Raw genomic sequence first — 15,678 nt, forward strand, 5'->3', positions numbered from 1 at the left:
CGCCTTGTCCATGAGGGGAGTGGCTGAAATGCGAGGTTTGCGACATCGGTCAGCTCTCCGGCCAGGCCACGATCGGGTTGCGCACCGACCCCAGCCGGTCGATCTCCACCTCGACCACGTCCCCGGGCCGCAGGAAGCGCGCCGGGGTGCGCGCGTGCCCCACCCCGGCGGGGGTGCCGGTCGCCACCAGGTCGCCGGGGCGCAGCGTCATGGTCCGGCTCAGGTGCGCCAGCACCCGCCCGACCGGGAAGATCATGTCCTTGGTGTCGCCGTCCTGGACGACCTCGCCGTTGACCCGGGTCACCAGCCGGAGCCCGCCGGCCGGGTCGCCCACCTCGTCGGCGGTGACCACCGGCCCGATCGGCCCGCTGTGGTCGGAGTTCTTGCCGAGCGTCCACTGCGCGGTCAGCCGCTGCGCCCGGCGGGCGCTCAGGTCGTTGAAGGTCGCGTAGCCGAACACCCCCGCCAGCGCGGTCTCCTCGTCCACGCACCGCAGCTCCGCGCCGACCACCGCGGCCAGCTCGACCTCCCAGTCCAGGCCGGCCTCGTCCGGCGGCACCGGGACCGGCGTCCCGTCGACCGCGAGCGACGCCGTCCACCGCCCGAAGATCGCCGGTGTCTCCGGAATCGGGAAACCGCCCTCGGCGGCGTGCGCCCGGTAGTTCAGCCCGACGCACACCACCCGCGCGGAACCGGCCACCGCCGGGGCCGGGCTCAGCTCGCCCAGCGCCCGCTCGTGCGGTCCCGGCTCGCCGCCGACGAGCTCGCGCGCCCTCGCGGTCCAGCGGGGCAGGTCCTCGTAGAACTCACCCGCCTCGGCCAGCGGCGCCACCCGGTCTCCACCAGTCAGCACGCCCACCCGGACCTGGCGCCCATCCCGAAAACCGACAAACCTCATCGTTCACTCCCGATGTTCCCGGTGACGGGAACCACAGCAGCCTCGAGCGCACCCATACGTCACTCTAGACTCATCCGGAGATCTTCGTACATTTCACCCCAATGCGGTAGGGGGAGTTCGCCGTACGGGGTTTGAACGCCTCAATTGAGGAACTGTCGATGTATGGACGCACTCGCGCACGTCGACGCCTACTGGCGCGCGGCCAACTACCTGTCGGTCGGCCAGATCTACCTGCTGGACAACCCGCTGCTGGCCGAGCCGCTGAGACCGGAGCACATCAAACCCCGGCTGCTGGGGCACTGGGGGACCACGCCGGGGCTGAACCTCTGCTTCGCCCACCTGAACCGGATCATCGCCGAACGCTCTCAGGACATGATCTACATCGCCGGTCCCGGGCACGGCGGCCCGGCGGCGGTGGCGCACGCCTGGCTGGAGGGTTCCTACACCGAGCGCTATCCCGACATCTCCCGGGACGCCGAGGGGATGCGGCGGTTGTTCCGGCAGTTCTCCTTTCCCGGTGGCATCCCCAGCCACGTGGCGCCCGAGACGCCCGGCTCGATCCACGAGGGCGGCGAGCTCGGATACTCCCTGGCCCACGCCTACGGGGCCGCGTTCGACAACCCGGACCTGGTGGTGGCGTGTGTCATCGGTGACGGGGAGGCCGAGACCGGGCCGCTGGCGGCCAGCTGGCACAGCAACAAGTTCCACGCGCCGGGCCGCGACGGCGCGGTGCTGCCGATCCTGCACCTGAACGGCTACAAGATCGCCAATCCGACCGTGCTGGCCCGCATCCCCGAGGCCGAGCTGGTCAAGCTCATGGAGGGCTACGGATACCGCCCGCATCTCGTGTCCGGGGACGAGCCCGAGGCCGTGCACCAGGCCATGGCCGAGACCCTGGAGACGGTGTTCGACCAGATCGCCGAGGGCGGCCGGCCGCCGATGATCATTCTGCGGACGCCGAAGGGGTGGACCGGGCCGCGCGAGGTCGACGGCCTGCCGGTGGAGGGCACCTGGCGCTCGCATCAGGTGCCGCTGTCGAGGGTGCGCGACAACCCCGAGCACCTGGCGATGCTGGAGGAGTGGATGCGCTCCTACCGGCCGGAAGAGCTGTTCGACGCCGAGGGGCGGCCGGTGGCCGAGGTGGTGGGGACGGTGCCCGAGGGGTCTCTGCGGATGAGCGCCAACCCGCACGCCAACGGCGGCGAGCTGCTGCGGCCGCTGGCGCTGGGCGACTTCCGCGAGCACGCGGTCGAGATCAAGTCGCCCGCCACCGCCACCAGCGAGCCCACCCGGGTGCTGGGCGCCTTCCTGCGCGACGTCATCGCCGCCAACCCGCGGACCTTCCGGCTGATGGGTCCCGACGAGACGGCCTCCAACCGGCTGCAGGCGGTCTTCGAGGTCACCGACCGGGCCTGGAACGCCGAGGTGCTGCAGACCGATGAGCACCTGGGGGCGGGTGGCCGGGTGATGGAGGTGCTCAGCGAGCACCTGTGCCAGGGCTGGCTGGAGGGCTACCTGCTGACCGGGCGGCACGGCCTGTTCAACTGCTACGAGGCGTTCATCCACATCATCGACGCGATGTTCAACCAGCACGCCAAGTGGCTGGAGTCCTCCCAGAAGATCCCCTGGCGCAGGCCGGTCGCCTCGCTGAACTATCTGCTGTCCTCGCACGTGTGGCGCCAGGACCACAACGGCTTCTCCCACCAGGATCCCGGCTTCCTGGACGTGGTGATGAACAAGAAGGCCTCCGTGGTGCGGGTGTACCTGCCGCCGGACGCCAACACGCTGCTGTCGACGGCCGACCACTGCCTGCGCTCCCGCGACTACGTCAACGTGATCGTGGCCGGCAAGCAACCGGTGCTGGACCTGTTCACCATGGACGAGGCGATCGCGCACTGCACGCGGGGGCTGGGCGTGCTGGAGTGGGCCAGCACCGACGCCGGGACCGAGCCGGACGTGGTGCTGGCGTGCGCGGGGGACGTGCCCACCCTGGAGACGCTGGCGGCCGCCGCCCTGCTGCGCGAGCATCTGCCCGAGCTGCGGGTCCGGGTGGTCAACGTGGTGGACCTGATGCGGCTGCAACAGTCCTCCGAGCACCCGCACGGCATGTCCGACGCCGAGTTCGACACCCTGTTCACCGCCGACCGGCCGGTCATCTTCAACTTCCACGGCTACCCGTGGCTGATCCACCGCCTGACCTACCGCCGCAACGGCCACGCCAACATCCACGTGCGCGGCTACAAGGAGGAGGGCACCACCACCACGCCGTTCGACATGGCCATGCTCAACGACATCGACCGCTACCACCTGGTGATGGACGTCGTCGACCGGGTCCCCGGGCTGGCCGGGCGCTCGGCGCACCTGCGCCAGCACATGGCCGACGCCCGCCTGCGCGCCCGCGCCCACACCCGCGAGCACGGCGAGGACCCGGCAGAGATCCGCGACTGGGCCTGGCCGTACTGATCAGGCCGTACTGATCAGGGCCCCTGACCCCTGCCCCGATCGCGGGGCAGGGCCCCGGTCGAGCTCGCCGCCGGGTTGCGCGGCTTCCTCGGGGAGGTCAGGGGGGAGATCGCGCCCACCCCCGCACACCCCCTCGTTTGACCTTCGCGGATGGGGTAAGGGAGACGTCACTGCAGCTCAGATGATCGGGGAGGGGAAAATGACCACGTTCGGATACTTCTTGTCGAGCGAGGAACACGGGCCGGCGGAGCTCGTACGGCAGGCCAAGCTCGCCGAGCGGGCGGGCTTCGAGGGCCTGTGGATATCCGACCACTTCCACCCCTGGCTGGACGTGCAGGGCCAGAGCCCGTTCGTCTGGTCGGTGATCGGGGCGGTGGCGGAGGCGACCTCGCTGCCCATCACCACCGCCGTCACCTGCCCGCTGGTCCGCACCCACCCAGCGATCATCGCGCAGGCCGCCGCGACCAGCGCGGCGCTGTCCGGCGGCCGGTTCCGGCTCGGCGTGGGCACCGGTGAGGCGCTCAACGAGCACATCATCGACTCGCACTGGCCCCCGGCCTCCGAGCGGCTGGAGATGCTCGAGGAGGCGGTCGAGCTCATGCGGGAGCTGTGGAGCGGGAAGCTGGTGACCCACCGGGGAGAGCACTACCGCGTCGACACCGCCCGCCTCTACACCCTTCCCGACGAGCCGCCGCCCGTCTACATGTCCGCCTTCGGGGACAAGGCCGTGCAGCTGGCCGGGCGCATCGCCGACGGCTACATCTGCACCTCCCCGAGCGCCGAGCTGGTGGAGAAGTTCCACAAGGCGGGCGGCGCGGGCAAGCCCTCCCAGGGCGGGCTGAAGGTCTGTTACGCCGCCGACGAGGCCACCGGCCGCAAGACCGCGCACCGGATCTGGCCGACCCAGGGCATCCAGGGCGAGGCCTCGCAGCTGCTGCCGCTGCCCCGCCACTTCGAGGAGCTCGCCGAGATGGTGACCGAGGACGATATCGCCGCCCCCTGCGGCCCCGATCCCGAGGTGCACGTCAGGGCGATCAAGGAGTACGTGGACGCCGGCTTCGACGAGGTCTACATCAGCCAGATCGGCCAGGAGCAGGACGCCTTCTTCGACTTCTACGCCAAAGAGGTCCTGCCCCGGCTGCGCTGACACCCCCGAGGAGAAGATCATGAAAGCTCTCACCTGGCACGGCAAGCGCGACGTACGGGTCGAGGAGGTTCCCGACCCGGTGCTCAAGGAGCCGAACGACGCGATCATCAAGGTCACCACCACCGCGATCTGCGGCTCCGACCTGCACCTGTACGAGGTGCTGGGGCCCTTCATGGGACAGGGCGACATCCTCGGCCACGAGCCGATGGGCGTCGTGGAGGAGGTCGGCCCCGAGGTCACCGCCGTCAAGCCGGGCGACCGGGTGGTCATCCCCTTCAACATCTCCTGCGGTCACTGCCACATGTGCGGCCTGAACCTCTTCGCCCAGTGCGAGACCACCCAGGTCCGCGACCAGGGGATGGGCGCGGCCCTGTTCGGCTACACCAGGCTGTACGGCGAGGTCCCCGGCGGGCAGGCCGAGTACCTGCGGGTCCCGCAGGCGCAGTTCGGCCCGATCAAGGTCCCCGAGGGGCCGCCGGACGAGCGGTTCGTCTACCTGTCCGACGTGCTGCCCACCTCCTGGCAGGCGGTGGCGTACGCCGACATCCCCGGCGACGGGAGCGTCACCGTCTTCGGGCTCGGCCCGATCGGGCAGATGACCTGCAGGATCGCCAGGCACCTCGGCTACCGGGTCATCGGCGTCGACGGGGTGCCCGAGCGGCTCGCGATGGCGCGCAGGCACGGCGCCGAGGTGCTCGACGCCTCCGTGACCGGCGACATCCCCGAGGCGGTCAGGGAGCTGACCGGCGGGCGCGGCACCGACTCCGTGATCGACGCGGTCGGCATGGAGGCGCACGGTTCCCCGGTCGCCAAGTTCGCCCACGCCGTCACCGGCCTGCTGCCCGACGCGATCGCCGCCCCGCTGATGTCCAACGCGGGCGTGGACCGGCTGGCCGCGCTCAACCAGGCCGTCGACACGGTACGGCGCGGCGGCACGATCTCCGTCGTCGGCGTCTACGGCGGCATGGCCGACCCGATGCCGATGCTGAGGATGTTCGACAAGGGCGTCACCCTGCGGATGGGCCAGGCCCACGTCAAGCGCTGGATCGACGACCTGATGCCGCTGGTGACCGACGACTCCGACCCCCTCGGGGTCATGGACCTGGCCACCCACCGGCTCCCCCTCGACCGGGCGCCGCACGGTTACGAGATCTTCCAGAAGAAGCGGGACGGGGCCATCAAGGTCCTGCTCAACCCCTGATCACACCGGCACATGTCGTTGGAAGGAGAAAGATGGACGCGATCGTTCTGCTCAAGGACGACCACAAGACCGTCGAGAAGCTGTTCAAGGAGTTCGAGAACGCGGGCGAGCGGGCGTACAAGAAGAAGCGGGAACTCGTCGACCAGATCATCGAGGAGCTCACCGCCCACGCCCACATCGAGGAGCAGATCTTCTACCCGGCCGCCCGCGAGAGCGTTCCGGAGACCTCCGACCACGTCCTGGAGAGCGTCGAGGAGCACCACGTGGTGGTCTGGATGCTCTCCGAGCTGGCCAAGCTCGATCCCAAGGACGAGCGGTTCGACGCCAAGGTCACGGTGTTGATCGAGAACGTCCGCCACCACGTCGAGGAGGAGGAGCAGGAGTGGTTCCCGCAGGTGCGGGAGGCCATGGGGCGCAAGAGGCTCCAGGAGCTCGGTGAGGAGATGGAGAAGGCCAAGCCCACGGCGCCCAGGGACCCGCTCGCCCTGAGCAGCGCCCGCGCCTGACCTCGCCCGCGCCCCGCGGAGAGGTCCCCGGGAAGAGCACGCACGGGCCCCGGTCCCGCGAGGGGACCGGGGCCCGCGTGCCGGGTCCACCCGGAGTGGTCAGTGATGCTGTTCGGTGACGAGGAACGCGACGCCGCCCCCCTCGTCGACGTCGGCGTCCAGCGACTTGTCGTCGAGCATGTCCACGACCTGCGGGTCGAGGAAGATCCGTGCTCCTTCCGACTCCACCACCCTGTCGGCGGATTCGGGGTGTTCCGCGATCGAGAGCACGAGCGATCCGGTCCCGTCGCTCTGGGATGAAATGCGAACCCCGGTATCCGGAGAGTCTGTCACCTGCGAGCTGAGATCCCGGATTACCTGGGCAGCCGTGTCCGTCAATGTGAGCATTGCTCCTCCTTGTCGGTATCGGGCCTTCGATTCTTCGCCCTTGCCCGCTCTCATCCGGCCCAACCATCTCCCCGGTGTTTCCCGCGACCAGGCGATCACGCGAGCGCGCCGCGACCCGGCCGGGCCGGGCCGGCGGTTGACGGCGTGGACGACGGCGCGGACGACGGTGTGGTTTCGGCGGCGGACCGACGGCGGTGCGGAGCCACCGGGCTCTGGTGGATCATGTCTCTGCCGCGTCCCTGGGCGACGGCGGGTGCCGGGCCGGTGAGCCACCGAGCGGTCAGGCCTTCCCGTCGAGGCGGTCGATGTGCTCGGCCGCCTTGCGCGCGGCGATCAGTACGGGGTCCCACACCGGGGCGAACGGGGGAGCGTACGACAGGTCGAGCCCCGACATCTCCTCCACCGTCATCTCGTGCCAGATGGCGACGGCCAGGGCGTCGATCCGCTTGGCCGCGCCCTCCTGGCCGACGATCTGGGCGCCCAGCAGGCGGCCCGTCCCCCGGTCGGCGATCGTCTTGATCTTCATCTCGCGGGCGCCGGGGTAGTATCCGGCGCGCGTGGTGGACTCCACGATCCCGCCGACCGGCTCGAACCCGGCCTCCTGCGCCGCCGCGGTCGTCAGGCCGGTGCGCGCCACCTCGTACTCGCAGATCTTGGACACCGCGGTGCCCACGACGCCGGGGAAGGCGGCGTGCCCGCCGCCGATGTTGATGCCCGCGACGCGTCCCTGCTTGTTGGCGTGGGTGCCGAGCGCGATCGCCACCGGCCGCCGGGAGACCCGGTGGAAGTTCTCGACGCAGTCACCGGCGGCCCAGACGCCCTCCACCGGGGTCCGCATCCGCCGGTCGGTCACGATCCCCGAGGTCTCGCCGACCGGGATGCCCGCGGCCTCGGCCAGCGCGCTGTTCGGCCGGGTGCCCAGCCCCAGGACGACCAGGTCCGCGGGCAGGGTCCGGTTCTCGGTGCGGGCCGCCGTGACCCGCCCGCCGGACTCCTCGAAGCCCTCGATGCGCTCGCCGAGGTGCACCTTCACGCCCAGGTCGCGCAGGGCGTCGGCGACGAGGGCGCCCATGTCGGGGTCGAGCGTGCCCATCGGCTGCTCGGCGGCGTCGACGAGCGAGACCTCCAGCCCGCGCCGTACCATCGCCTCGGCCATCTCCAGGCCGATGTAGCCGCCGCCGACCACCACCGCCCTGCGCGGCTCGTCCTCCAGGGCCCGCAGCAGCGCGATGCCGTCGTCCAGGGTCTGTACCCCGTACACCCCCTCGGCGCCGGCGCCGGGCAGGTCGGGGCGGGCCGGCACGGCGCCGGTGGCGACCACGAGCTGGTCGAACGGCTCCCAGCCCCGGCCGCCCCGCTCGTCGCGCACGGCCACCGCGCGCCGGCCCAGGTCGATCTCGACGACCTCGCTGCGCAGCCGCAGGTCGATGTCCAGCTCGTCGCGGAACACCTCCGGGCGCCGGCTGATCAGCGACTCCACGTCGGTGACCTCCCCGCCCACGAGGTAGGGGATGCCGCAGGCCGAGTAGGAGGCGTGCGCGCCCTTCTCGAAGGCGACGATCCGCAGATCGCCGGGCCCGCGCCGGCGCCTGGCCTGGGAGGCCGCGCTCATCCCCGCGGCGTCGCCGCCGATCACCACCAGTCGTTCCGCCATCGTTCCCATCCCCCCTGTGGACCGCCGATGGTACGGCTTCCTCGGCAGGAGGCTCCCAAACGGCCGCTTCGCCACGCCGCCGCGCTCATCGAGACCTCGGCCGGACGGGCCGCGACGTGGCACCGGAGCGCTAGACCACCTCGAAGTCGGCCATCATCGCCATGTCCTCGTGTTCGAGGTTGTGGCAGTGCATCATGTAGCGCCCCCGGAAGCCCTCGAAGCGCACCAGGACCTCCACCACCTCGTACGGGCGGAGGTCGACGGTGTCCTTCCAGCCGCCGTCCGTGGCCGCCGGGGCCCGGCCGTTGCGTGACAGCACCTGGAAGTGGGCCATGTGCACGTGCACGGGGTGGTGGAAGTCGCTGGTGAGGCGCCAGACCTCGGTGGTGCCGAGCCGGGGGCGGGCCAGCGGGCTGCCGGGCCGGAACGGCAGCCCGTTGATCGTCCAGGCGGCGTCCGGGCCCTGCCCGGTCCTGCGGAAGTCGAAGAGCCGCGAGGCGGCCGCCGACGACCTGACGGCCGGTTCGACCGCCGCCAGGCGCCCCGGCACCGCGCCGTCCTCCCGGGCCCGGCGCGCGACGCGGAAGCGCATCACGTCGCGCGCCGGGCCGGTGCCGAGGGTGTTGACCATCGTCACCTCGGTGCCGACCGGGTAGGCGGAGAAGTCGACGACCACGTCGAACCGCTCGGCGGGGGCCATCGTGATCGCCTCGTGTGCGACGGGGGCGGCCAGCAGCCCGGCGTCGCTGCCGACCTGGACGAACCTGCCGCCGGGGGTGAGCTCCAGCCGGTAGCGGCGGGCGTTGGAGGCGTTGAGCAGCCGCAGCCGGTAGCGGGTGGCCGAGACCTCGAGCACCGGCCAGGGGGCGCCGTTGACCAGGATCACGTCACCCTCGACGCCCTCCATGTAGGCGGCCTCGACCCCGGCGCTCACCAGCAGGCTGGGATCGGTCGCCGGGTAGCGGAACGAGCCGTCCTCCTCGAACGCGCGGTCGCAGATCATCAGCGGGACGTCCCGCTCGCCCCTGGGCAGCGGCAGCGCGTCGTCCTCGTCGTCCCCGACGATCATGAATCCGGCCAGCCCCCGCCAGACCTGCGGGGCGGTGAAGTCCATCCGGTGGTCGTGGTACCAGAGCGTGGCGGCCCGCTGGTCCAGCGGGTACGCGTAGTCCCTGGCCCCGGCGTGCAGCGTCCACTGTGACGGATCCATGCGCATGCCGTGGTGGGAGTGGCCGCCGGGCGGGGGTCGGAAGCCGCGGCCCTCGGCCACCACCAGGTCGGTGGGATAGCCGTCGGAGCCGGCCGGGGTCACCCCGCCGTGCAGGTGCGTGGAGGTCGGCACGGGCAGCTCGTTGCGGACCCGGACCGTGACGGGGCTCGCGCGCCGCACCTGGAAGGTCGGCCCGGGGAAGGTGCCGTCGAACCCCCAGACCTCGGTCGTCGTCCCCGGGACGATCTCCACCTTCGCAGGACGCTGGACCACCTCGTAGTGTCCCGGCCGCGCGGGACGCGCCACGGCGGGGATCGGCAGCGGGACGGTGAACGGCCTGGGCAGCGGCAGCGCGCTGGACAGGACCTGGCCCGCGGTCTCGGCCGAGACCGCACCGCATCCGGCCGCGGCCAGGCCCGTCACGCCGAGCGCGCCGCCCAGGAAACGCCTTCTGGAGATCACGCGGCCGCCCTCCGCCGACCCCGCCACGTCCAGGCGGTCATCCACACGGCCAGGCCGAAGATGACCATCGCCAGCGGGATGTGCGCGGCGACCATGCGCTCCTGACCCAGCACGATCTGGGCGTTCACCAGCGCCAGTTGCAGGACGCTCACCCCGAGCGGCCACAGCGGGCCGCGTCCCGGTCGCCACAGCGCGATCGCGGCGATGAGCTGCAGGCCCACCAGCGCCGTGGTCACCATGGCGCCGAGATTGTGATGGGCCAGCAGGTCCACCTTCCCGGTGACGAACATGCCGGCGGTGACCGCCTGGCCGAGCACGGTCACCAGGTGCAGGGTGGCGGTGACCCGCAGGGACCAGACGATCCAGGCGGGCACGCGGGCCGGATCGGTCCGGGCGGGCACGCGGGCCGGGTCCGCGGGGACGGGCACGCGGGCCCGCCCGGTCGGAGCGGGTGGGGAACTCATGGACACCTCCGTCGGATTTCGGTGTCCAGGTTCCCGGTCCGGGGCGCGGGCGTCGTCATCCCGGCGAAGCGCTCGGCCGTACTTCTCGTGGTGTACACGGGGCCGGTCGCCCCCGGGTGTACGACCGGGGGAGTACGGGTGCCGCGCGGCCCGCCTGACGTCCGCACGCCCCGAAGGGGTGACCCGGCCATGTGGCCGGGTCACCCCTTCGTCCGTCGGTGGCCGTGTGGCGATGCCGCCGTCTCGGCAGAAGAGCGGTATCAGATGATACAAAAACCACAGGATGACGAACAGCTGACCGCAATATTTAGTCCTTATTCCGCAAAGAAGTGCTCGTCGTGCGTTCCCTGCTGTCGTGGATGTGACGCCGAGTGGATCCCCTCAGGCTCCGCAGGCAGGTGGAGCTGCCCGGCGAGGCCGCGCGAGCAGCGAGTTGAGGTCCGGCAATCGACTTCATCCGGGCATGAAGCCCACATCTCGGACTGTCATGACACGTCATCCCCGCGAGCCGGTATGACACCGATCCGCAAAGCGGATGTAAACGCTTGCGAAAGCCGCCGTATGCTTGCGGGTATGACGCGGAGGCTTGCTGAGGTGGCCAAGAGGGTCGGGATGAGCGAGGCGACGGTCAGCCGCGTGCTCAACGGCAGGCGCGGCGTCTCCGAGTCGACCAGGGACGCCGTGCTGACGGCGCTCGACGCCCTCGGCTACGAGCGCCCGACCCGGCTGCACCGCGACCGCGCCCGCCTGGTCGGCCTGGTCTTCCCCGACCTGCACAACCCGGTCTTCCCCGCGTTCGCCGAGGTCGTCGGCGGGGCGCTCGCCCAGCAGGGGTTCACCTCCGTGCTGTGCACGCGCACCTCGGGCGGGCTGCAGGAGGCCGACTACGTCGACCTGATGCTGGCGCAGCACGTCTCGGGCGTGGTCTTCGCCGGAGGCGCGTACGCCGACGGGGACGCCTCCCACGAGCACTACGCGCGCATCCTGGAGCGGCGCCTGCCCGCCGTCCTGGTGAACGCCTCGGTCGGACACCTCGGTTTCTCCCAGGTCTCCTGCGACGACGTCGCCGCCGCCGAGATGGCGGCCGGACATCTGCGCGCCCTCGGGCACGAGCGCGTCGGGATGCTCCTCGGGCCTGCCGACCACATGCCGTCGCGCCGCAAGCTGGAGACCTTCGCCGCCTACGCGCGGGCGCACGGCATGGACTTCGGCGACCGCTTCGTCGAGCACGCCATGTTCTCGATGGAGGGCGGCCAGGCCGCCGCCACCCGGCTGGTGCGGCGCGGGGTCACCGGCCTGATCTGCGGTAGCGACCTGCTCGCGCTCGGCGCGGTGCGCGCCGCCCGGCGCGAGGGGCTGGCGGTGCCGCGCGACGTCTCGGTGATCGGGTACGACGACTCGGCCATGATGAACCGGACCGACCCGCCGCTGACCACGGTGCGCCAGCCGATCGAGGCGATGGGCCGCGCGGCCGTGGACCTGCTGGTCGCCCAGATCGACGCCGCCGCCCTGCCGGGGGGCGAGCTGCTGTTCGACCCCGAACTCGTGGTCCGCGCCTCCACCGCGCCGGCGGCGCCCAGGGCCGGGGCCGTACCGGCCTGACCGTTCCCGAACCGCCGCCGGCTCCTCCCGCCCTCTTCCCGGCAGTCGTCTCTAAAAATTTCGACAGGAAGATGACGTCACCAAGCATCTTCCCGCAAGTGGATGACTCCACTCCGTGTCATGTCCGTGTAGCCCCAGGTGGGGCGGGGTTCTCGCGCGCGGCGGAGGTGTTACCGGAAGATGGCCGATGGATCACTGTCACTTTTTTGCATCTGAATTGACGGGCTCTTGCTAGTTCCTGCACGCCTCTATATGTTTCTCGCAACCGACCCGCCAAGGAGTGCCTCGGATGAAATCCCCCAAGCTCTCGATGCTGCTCGCCGCAGCCATCGCGCTCACCGCCGCCGGGTGCGGCAACGACGACAGCGGATCACAGGCCGCGGAAACCAAGCCGAGTGCCGCCGGGGCCGAGGCTCCGGTCACGATCTCCGTCGGCTGTCAGCCGCCGAAGAGCAACCCGCTGGAGCGCACCGCCTGGGACGAGGACGTGGCAGCGTTCAAGAAGCTGCACCCGCACATCACGATCGACAGCAAGGACGCCTTCCCCTGCATCAACCCGGACACCTTCCAGGCGAAGCTGGCCGGTGGCTCGATGGAGGACGTCTTCTACGTTTACTTCACCGACATCAAGAAGATCATCGCCGCGGGCCAGGCCGCCGACATCACCCCGTACGTCGGCGGCATCAAGTTGCTGAACGACATCAGGCCCGACGTCCTGGCCACCTTCAAGGAGGGTGAGAAGCTCTACGGCCTGCCCAGGAACAACTACTCGATGGGCCTGGTCTACAACCGCAAGCTCTTCACCCAGGCCGGTCTCGACCCCGCCGCACCGCCCAAGACCTGGGCCGAGGTGCAGGCGGCCGCCAAGAAGATCAGCGCCCTCGGCCCCGGATACGTCGGTTTCGGCGAGTACAGCGCCGGCAACACCGGCGGCTGGCACTTCGCCGCCTCCCTCTACGGGCGCGGCGGCGAGATGGTCACCCCCGACGGCAAGTCCGCGGCCTTCAACAGCCCCGAGGGCAAGGCCGTCCTGGAGAACCTCAAGACCATGCGCTGGACCGACAACAGCATGGGCGCCAAGCAGCTCCTCCAGTGGGAGGACCTGATGCGGATGATGGGCGGCGGCAAGCTCGGCATGATGATCGGCGCCCCCGACGTCGTCCAGGCCGTCAACAACGACTTCAAGGGCAAGTTCGAGGACTACGGGGTCACCGCCCTGCCCGAGGCAAAGGCCTCGCTCAGCGGCGGCGACGGCTACATGATCAACCCCAAGGCCACGCCCGAGAAGATCAAGGCCGCCATGCTGTGGCTGGAGTTCCACGAGCTGACCCCCGGTCAGGGCCAGTTCAACTACGCGCGCAGCAAGCAGCAGGGCCGCCCCGTCGGCCTGCCGATCCCCGACCTGTACGGCGACACCGCGCCGGGCAAGGAGATCACCGAGCTGCGCAAGGCGAACGCCACCGTCCCCGTGGAGAACTTCGCCCCCTTCGTGGAGGGTTCCGCGGCCATCCAGAACAAGCTTGAGCCGCCGAAGTCGCAGGAGCTCTACGCGATCCTCGACGTGGCCATGTCGGCGGTGCTGACCAGGCAGGACGCCGACATCGACAAGCTCCTCGCCGACGCCGAGGCCAAGGCGAACAAGGTGCTGGCGAAGTCGAGCTGACCTTCTGACACCCGGGGTGCCGGCCCGTCGGCCGGCACCCCGACACTCATGTTGATATCGGGAGTCAACCGATGACCACTTTGACCGTGAAAGGTCCACGGCGGCGAAAGCCGGGAGCGTTCCGGCGAGGGCTGCGACGCAACCTGACCGCCTACGGGTTCCTGTGCGCGGCGCTGATCTGTTTCGCCTTCTTCTCCTGGTACCCCATGGTGAGGGAGGTCCTGCTCAGCTTCCAGCAGACGAACTTCGTCGACGACCCCACCTGGGTCGGCCTGGACAACTTCCGTACCGTGACGGAGGACTCGGCGTTCGCCCAGGCGTGGATCAACACCATCGCCTTCACCGGCCTGGCGCTCGTGTTCGGCTACGTCGTCCCGTTCGTGGCGGCGATCGTCCTGAACGAGCTGCGGCACGCGCGGGCCTACCTGCGGTTCATCGTCTACCTCCCGGTGATGCTGCCGCCCGCCGTCGGGGTGCTGCTGTTCAAGTGGTTCTACGACCCGGGCGCCGGCCTGTTCAACCAGATCCTGGACCTGGCGCACCTGCCGGCCCTGAGCTGGCTCGACTCCACCGACACCGCGCTGATCTCCCTCGTCATCGTCTCCACCTGGATGAACCTGGGAACCGGCACGCTGATCTACCTCGCCGCGCTGCAGAGCATCCCCGGCGAGCTGTACGAGGCCGCGGAACTGGACGGCGCCGGGCTCTTCAAGCGGGTCTGGCACGTGACGATCCCGCAGACCAGGCTCATCCTGCTGGTGATGCTGCTGCTGCAGATCGTGGCGACCATGCAGGTCTTCATCGAGCCGTACCTGCTCACCGGCGGCGGCCCGGAGAACGCGACGCTCACCGTCGCCTACCTCATGTACCAGTACGCCTTCAACTTCGGCGACTTCGGCGCCGGAGGCGCGCTCGGGCTGATGCTCATGGTCGTGCTGATGGTGTTCTCCGCCTTCTACCTGCGCCTGTCGCGGGACAACCAGAGCTAAGGAGGCAGCTGAGCCGATGTCGAACCTCACCGTTCAACCACGTCGCCCGGCTCCCGCCCCGCCGCAGGAGCGGGGTTCCGGGAAGAGTGCCCGGCGGCCGCGCAAGCCCAAGGAGCCGACCAGGGAGTTCCGGAGCCTGGTCTCCCCGCACACCCTCACCACCCCGCACGGGCGGCTGATCTACCGCGCCGTGCTGACCTTCGTGGTGCTCCTGTTCACCGCCGTGTTCGTGTTCCCTCTCTACTGGATGGTCACCGGCGCGCTCAAGACCCCCGAGGAGCTCGCCCAGATCCCGCCGAGCTTCTTCCCGACGTCGTTCGACTTCGGCGTGTACGCCGAGGCGTGGGACCAGCTGGACCTGGGGTTGTTCCTCACCAACACCGTCATCTACGCCGGCGGCGCCTGGCTGTTCACGCTCGCCGTCGACGTCTCGGCCGCCTACGCGCTGTCGAAGCTGCGGCCGGTGCTGGGCAACCTGGTCCTGGGCATGATGCTGGCCACACTCATGATCCCGCCGATGGTCATCCTGCTGCCCGCCTACCTGACGGTCAAGGACATGCCGATCTTCGGCTGGGACCTGCTGAACACCCCGTGGGTGATCTGGCTTCCCGCCGCGGCCAACGGGTTCTTCATCTTCCTGCTGAAGCGTTTCTTCGACTCGATCCCCAGGGAACTGCTGGAGGCCGCCCAGATCGACGGCGCCTCTCCGGCGCGTATCCTCTGGTCGATCGTGCTGCCCGTCTCCCGGCCGATCCTCGGAGTGGTGTCCATCCTCTCCGTGGTCAACGTCTGGAAGGATTTCGTCTGGCCGCTGCTGGTGCTGCCGGACGGGGAGAAGATGACGATCAGCGTGGGCATCGCCTCGCTCTCGGCGCAGATGCCGCAGAACGTGCTGATCGCCTCGCTGGTGATCGCGAGCATCCCGACGATGATCGTTTTTTTCGTCTTTCAGCGCAGCATCATGGCCGGCCTCACCGCCGGCAGCCTCAAGGGCTGACCTCGTCACCCACCCACAGCTACTAAGGAGTTGTT

At 70.2% G+C, this 15,678-nt stretch carries 13 protein-coding genes; 8 read left to right on the forward strand and 5 right to left on the reverse strand.

Annotated features, from left to right (window positions below; genetic code table 11):
• Nucleotides 1-49: 49 nt before the first annotated feature.
• On the reverse strand, nucleotides 50-853 hold the full coding sequence (locus ACVCAG_RS11555) for a fumarylacetoacetate hydrolase family protein (RefSeq protein WP_447189821.1): 804 nt from the start codon (nucleotides 851-853) through the stop codon (nucleotides 50-52).
• 207 nt (nucleotides 854-1,060) lie between these two features.
• On the opposite strand from ACVCAG_RS11555, the gene ACVCAG_RS11560 reads away from it, so the two are divergent.
• From ACVCAG_RS11560 to ACVCAG_RS11575, 4 genes are all read left to right on the forward strand, one after another.
• Nucleotides 1,061-3,361, forward strand: a complete 2,301-nt coding sequence (locus tag ACVCAG_RS11560; protein WP_447189822.1) for a phosphoketolase family protein — start codon at nucleotides 1,061-1,063, stop codon at nucleotides 3,359-3,361.
• 199 nt (nucleotides 3,362-3,560) lie between these two features.
• A complete protein-coding gene (locus ACVCAG_RS11565; protein WP_440083328.1) occupies nucleotides 3,561-4,508 on the forward strand; it encodes a TIGR03557 family F420-dependent LLM class oxidoreductase in 948 nt (315 codons plus the stop codon).
• Between the two features lie 19 nt (nucleotides 4,509-4,527).
• Nucleotides 4,528-5,709: an alcohol dehydrogenase catalytic domain-containing protein gene (locus tag ACVCAG_RS11570; protein WP_440083329.1), complete on the forward strand. Its 1,182-nt coding sequence runs from the start codon at nucleotides 4,528-4,530 to the stop codon at nucleotides 5,707-5,709.
• 32 nt (nucleotides 5,710-5,741) lie between these two features.
• Complete coding sequence (locus ACVCAG_RS11575; protein WP_440083330.1) at nucleotides 5,742-6,215, forward strand: hemerythrin domain-containing protein; 474 nt, start codon at nucleotides 5,742-5,744, stop codon at nucleotides 6,213-6,215.
• A 99-nt stretch (nucleotides 6,216-6,314) separates the two neighbouring features.
• Here the strand turns inward: ACVCAG_RS11575 and ACVCAG_RS11580 are convergent, their stop codons facing one another.
• The 4 genes from ACVCAG_RS11580 to ACVCAG_RS11595 form a co-directional block, all read right to left on the reverse strand.
• Entirely contained in the window at nucleotides 6,315-6,602 is a 288-nt protein-coding gene (locus ACVCAG_RS11580) for a Fe-S cluster assembly protein HesB (protein WP_440066564.1), read from the reverse strand.
• A gap of 280 nt (nucleotides 6,603-6,882) precedes the next feature.
• Nucleotides 6,883-8,256 carry an FAD-dependent oxidoreductase gene (locus ACVCAG_RS11585; RefSeq protein WP_447189823.1) on the reverse strand — a complete coding sequence of 458 codons (1,374 nt, stop codon included), beginning with the start codon at nucleotides 8,254-8,256 and terminating at the stop codon, nucleotides 6,883-6,885.
• A gap of 130 nt (nucleotides 8,257-8,386) precedes the next feature.
• Entirely contained in the window at nucleotides 8,387-9,973 is a 1,587-nt protein-coding gene (locus ACVCAG_RS11590) for a multicopper oxidase family protein (RefSeq protein WP_440083332.1), read from the reverse strand.
• Complete coding sequence (locus ACVCAG_RS11595; RefSeq protein ID WP_440083333.1) at nucleotides 9,925-10,392, reverse strand: hypothetical protein; 468 nt, start codon at nucleotides 10,390-10,392, stop codon at nucleotides 9,925-9,927. The genes ACVCAG_RS11590 and ACVCAG_RS11595 overlap by 49 nt, the downstream gene beginning before the upstream one ends.
• 573 nt (nucleotides 10,393-10,965) lie before the next feature.
• Here ACVCAG_RS11595 and ACVCAG_RS11600 point away from each other — a divergent pair.
• From ACVCAG_RS11600 to ACVCAG_RS11615, 4 genes are all read left to right on the forward strand, one after another.
• Nucleotides 10,966-11,994, forward strand: a complete 1,029-nt coding sequence (locus ACVCAG_RS11600) for a substrate-binding domain-containing protein (protein WP_440083334.1) — start codon at nucleotides 10,966-10,968, stop codon at nucleotides 11,992-11,994.
• Nucleotides 11,995-12,283: 289 nt separating this feature from the next.
• The gene (locus ACVCAG_RS11605) at nucleotides 12,284-13,657 is read left to right on the forward strand and encodes an extracellular solute-binding protein (RefSeq protein ID WP_440083335.1); all 1,374 of its coding nucleotides are present in this window, start codon (nucleotides 12,284-12,286) and stop codon (nucleotides 13,655-13,657) included.
• A 71-nt stretch (nucleotides 13,658-13,728) separates the two neighbouring features.
• Nucleotides 13,729-14,646, forward strand: a complete 918-nt coding sequence (locus ACVCAG_RS11610) for an ABC transporter permease subunit (protein WP_440066576.1) — start codon at nucleotides 13,729-13,731, stop codon at nucleotides 14,644-14,646.
• 16 nt (nucleotides 14,647-14,662) lie between these two features.
• Nucleotides 14,663-15,643 (forward strand): ABC transporter permease subunit, encoded by a 981-nt coding sequence (locus ACVCAG_RS11615; protein WP_440083336.1) that lies wholly within the window; start codon nucleotides 14,663-14,665, stop codon nucleotides 15,641-15,643.
• The last annotated feature ends 35 nt before the right edge of the window (nucleotides 15,644-15,678 follow it).

It is taken from the genome of Streptosporangium sp. G12 (assembly GCF_052983175.1).

What these genes read in the sequence shown, in the direction of transcription:
- ACVCAG_RS11610 (WP_440066576.1), top strand. Translation starts at nt 13,729, where the DNA reads ATGACCACTTTGACCGTGAAAGGTCCACGGCGGCGAAAGCCGGGAGCG.
- ACVCAG_RS11615 (WP_440083336.1), top strand. Translation starts at nt 14,663, where the DNA reads ATGTCGAACCTCACCGTTCAACCACGTCGCCCGGCTCCCGCCCCGCCG.
- ACVCAG_RS11600 (WP_440083334.1), top strand. Translation starts at nt 10,966, where the DNA reads ATGACGCGGAGGCTTGCTGAGGTGGCCAAGAGGGTCGGGATGAGCGAG.
- ACVCAG_RS11595 (WP_440083333.1), bottom strand. Translation starts at nt 10,392, where the DNA reads ATGAGTTCCCCACCCGCTCCGACCGGGCGGGCCCGCGTGCCCGTCCCC.
- ACVCAG_RS11585 (WP_447189823.1), bottom strand. Translation starts at nt 8,256, where the DNA reads ATGGCGGAACGACTGGTGGTGATCGGCGGCGACGCCGCGGGGATGAGC.
- ACVCAG_RS11575 (WP_440083330.1), top strand. Translation starts at nt 5,742, where the DNA reads ATGGACGCGATCGTTCTGCTCAAGGACGACCACAAGACCGTCGAGAAG.
- ACVCAG_RS11570 (WP_440083329.1), top strand. Translation starts at nt 4,528, where the DNA reads ATGAAAGCTCTCACCTGGCACGGCAAGCGCGACGTACGGGTCGAGGAG.
- ACVCAG_RS11605 (WP_440083335.1), top strand. Translation starts at nt 12,284, where the DNA reads ATGAAATCCCCCAAGCTCTCGATGCTGCTCGCCGCAGCCATCGCGCTC.
- ACVCAG_RS11560 (WP_447189822.1), top strand. Translation starts at nt 1,061, where the DNA reads ATGGACGCACTCGCGCACGTCGACGCCTACTGGCGCGCGGCCAACTAC.
- ACVCAG_RS11580 (WP_440066564.1), bottom strand. Translation starts at nt 6,602, where the DNA reads ATGCTCACATTGACGGACACGGCTGCCCAGGTAATCCGGGATCTCAGC.
- ACVCAG_RS11565 (WP_440083328.1), top strand. Translation starts at nt 3,561, where the DNA reads ATGACCACGTTCGGATACTTCTTGTCGAGCGAGGAACACGGGCCGGCG.